At 71.5% G+C, this 3096-nt stretch carries 3 protein-coding genes; all 3 read left to right on the top strand.

Features of this window, described 5'->3' with window-relative positions; genetic code table 11:
- The coding region (locus AC5LSR_RS14785) for a hypothetical protein (protein WP_493468581.1) at positions 1-440 on the top strand (440 nt) is incomplete at its 5' end.
- A 397-nt stretch (positions 441-837) separates the two neighbouring features.
- Positions 838-1512, top strand: coding sequence for a class F sortase (locus tag AC5LSR_RS14780; protein WP_250290824.1), 675 nt, complete (start codon positions 838-840; stop codon positions 1510-1512).
- Positions 1513-2157: 645 nt separating this feature from the next.
- Positions 2158-3021, top strand: coding sequence for a hypothetical protein (locus AC5LSR_RS14775; protein WP_250287452.1), 864 nt, complete (start codon positions 2158-2160; stop codon positions 3019-3021).
- The last annotated feature ends 75 nt before the right edge of the window (positions 3022-3096 follow it).

Below are 3096 nucleotides of genomic sequence, written 5' to 3'. Positions count from 1 at the left end.
GCTGGTTACTGCGTTGCGCGGTTCCTGCGGCGAGCGGCAAGGCCGGTGCCGAGCATCGCGGCACCGAGCCCGGCGCCGGCGACGGGAGCGATCGGGAACGACGGCGCCATACCGCCGCCACCCGCGTGCACGCCACCCTGCGGGACCGGCTCGGAGGACGGCTTCTGGGTGGCCGACTGGCCCTGCTGCTGTCCGGAGGACTGCCCCTGCTGGCCCTGCTGCTGCCCGGAAGGCTGGCCCTGCTGCTGGCCGGAAGGCTGGCCCTGCTGCTGGCCCTGCTGCTGGCCGGAGGACTGGCCCTGCTGGCCCTGCTGCTGGCCGGAAGGCTGGCCCTGCTGCTGGCCGGACTGGCCCGGCCACTGGCCCGACGAACCGCCGGGTGCCGTTCCCTGGCCTCCCTGGCCGCCGGCTGCTCCCTGGCCGCCGGACCCCCCCGATGACTGGGACGAGGTCGCGCCGGGCCAGCCGCCTCCGGACTGCGCGGACTGGCCACCCGCCTGCTCGGGAGGCCGCGGGATCGGCCACTGGGTCGGCAGCTGGATGGGCAGCTGGGGCCATCCGGCCGTCTCACCGCCGCTCCCGGGCTGCCCGCCATTCTGCTGCTGGGTGGCCGCGGGCGGTGTCGACGAAGAGCCGGAATCCGACGGCCCGTCCGCGAACGCGGCTGTGGGGCCGAACCCCACGAAGAGCCCGGTGACGGCCGACATGGCCAGCATCACCACGCCCCGGCCGATTTTGTGCGTCATGACCTTTCCTCTTCTCTCGTACTGCGGCGGTATTGTTACCGCGGGCTACACCATAGCCATCTGATGTCCATGGGAAGGCGTGGAACACGATATGACCACGACGGGGCCGAAGATTGTCCGGCCGGCTCGATGGCTGGTTCTGATCGGAATTCTCCTGATCGGGGTGAGTGGTCAGAAGTTTGTTTCGTCCGAATATGGGAAACTGGTCGGGGTACCCGATGTGACGGCCGCTACGGGGAGCGCGGGACCCGACGCGAGGCTGGTGCCAGCGCCTGCGGCACCGCGGGATCCGGCTGGCGGCGAGTGGCGGCAGAACAGCCCACCGACTTTTCTGCGTATTCCGGAAGTGGGCATTTCCGCGCCGGTCGGGCCGGTCGGTCTCAACACGGACGGGACCCTCGAGGTGCCGACATCCTGGACCGACGTCGGCTGGTACGAATATGGGCCGCGGCCCGGCGACGTCGGCGCGTCCGTACTTGTCGGGCATTATGACTCGACGACCGGGCCGGCGGTCTTCTACCGTCTCGACAGGCTCAGGAAATCGGACACGATCGAGGTGAGCCGTGCGGACGGGACGGTCGTGCGGTTCACGGTCGACCGTATTCAGGATGTCGCGAAGGATGCGTTTCCGGCGGCGGAGGTCTATGGCCGGTCCGATCGTCCGGAACTACGGCTGATCACCTGTGGTGGTGCTTTCGACAAGAAAACCCACCATTATCTGAAGAACGTGATCGTGTACGCGCACGCCGTCGCCGGCCCGGCGTAGGCGGCCGCTGCCCGGCGGCTCGGCGGATGCCGACGAGCGGGACGTACCGCGTCGCCTCCCGTACCGGATAGCCGGATATGATCTTCGTGCGGTGATGGACGGGTGTTTGCGCCGGCGGGTGCCGGCGGTACGGAAGCGAGTGCGCCGGCTGCCGCGGTGGCAGCGGTCGCGCGGTGCGGGGAGCGGGAGCCCGGGGCCGCGCTGCCGGGCGACGGGCACATGACATCAGCGTGTACGCTGCGTGAAGAGATGTATGCCATCTCTAGCGCTACCCTTCGCTGAGACAGGCGATCTCGGGGAGGGACCATGAACGTCTCGGTGTCACCGATTGTCCGCGCGGTTGCCGCGATCCGTGCGCCCGGTGCGATCGGAGTGCCCGGTGCGATCGGTGTGACCAGCGCGGACGGGGTGCCCGGGCATGCGCTCCCGCGCCGTCACGGGCGGGGCGCGGGGAAGGGCCCGTCCTCCCCACGGAGCGGGATCCGCCGCCCGCGGCACCGCGGGCGTGGGCGTGGGCGTGGGCCGACGTCACACGATGACCGGCGACGGGCTGCTGTCCGCCCGCGGGGCCACGGGCGCGGGCCGGCGTCCCCGATGTCTCGGACGTCCCCGATGTCTCGGACGTCTCGGACGTCCCGGACGTTCTTGAGGTCGCGGCTGGGCCTGCCGGCGGCGATACTCGTGGCGGCCCTGCTGGCCCTCACCGGATGCTCGGGTACGGACGAGGGGACAGTGCGCGCGCAGGCGTCACCGTCCGCGTCACCGTCCGTGGGAGCAGCCGGCGGCTCGCCCGGGACGACGGAACAGCGGAGCAGCGGGCAGTCCGGCAGCGGGCAGTCCGGCGCCGGCCAGGGAGCGGCGACGCCGGGTGCCACCGCGGGCGCGGCGGCCTTCCCGTACCAGCCGTTGTGGCCCTTTGCCAGCGCCGCGGACGCGCGGGCGTGGCAGACGGGCGGCGGCTCGGACGGGCACCAGCCATGGCACCTCGACCCGGCGGCCACCGCGTTGGCCTTCGCCCGTGGCTTCCTCGGCTTCACCGACATCGACCGGACGCTGGCCAGCACGGTGACCGGTGACGACGCCCGGGTGCAGGTCGGCTACGCCACCGAGGGTGGGCGTACCGGTGTCGCGGCCGTCGTCCATCTCGTGCGGTTCGGTTCCGGCAGCGGCGCGCCGTGGGAGGTCGTCGGTACCGACGACACCACCTTCTCGCTCACCCAGCCGGTCTACGGGGCGACCGTGTCGACGCCGCTGGCGGTCGGCGGCCAGATCACCGGTGTCGACGAGAGTATCCGCGTGCAGGTGCGGCCGGCAGGGGGTCCCAACGGCGGCCAGGTCGTCGGGGAGTACTGCTGCCTGCCCGCGGGCGGGCAGAACTCACCCTGGCGGGCGGCGGTGACGATCGACGCCCAGCCGGGCCAGGGCCTGGTCGTGGCCGCGTCCACGGGTGGCCACCTGCACGGGGTGGAGCGCTTCACCGTCACCGGCGTCCGCTACAAAGGCAAGTAGACGTATCCCATTACGGAAAGTAACAAAATAGGACGGATCATCATCCGGCTCCGGTCGTCCCGACCGACCCCCGAC

The organism is Protofrankia sp. CiP1_Cm_nod4 (assembly GCF_982290645.1).
This window is presented reverse-complemented; position numbering and strand designations above follow the sequence as displayed.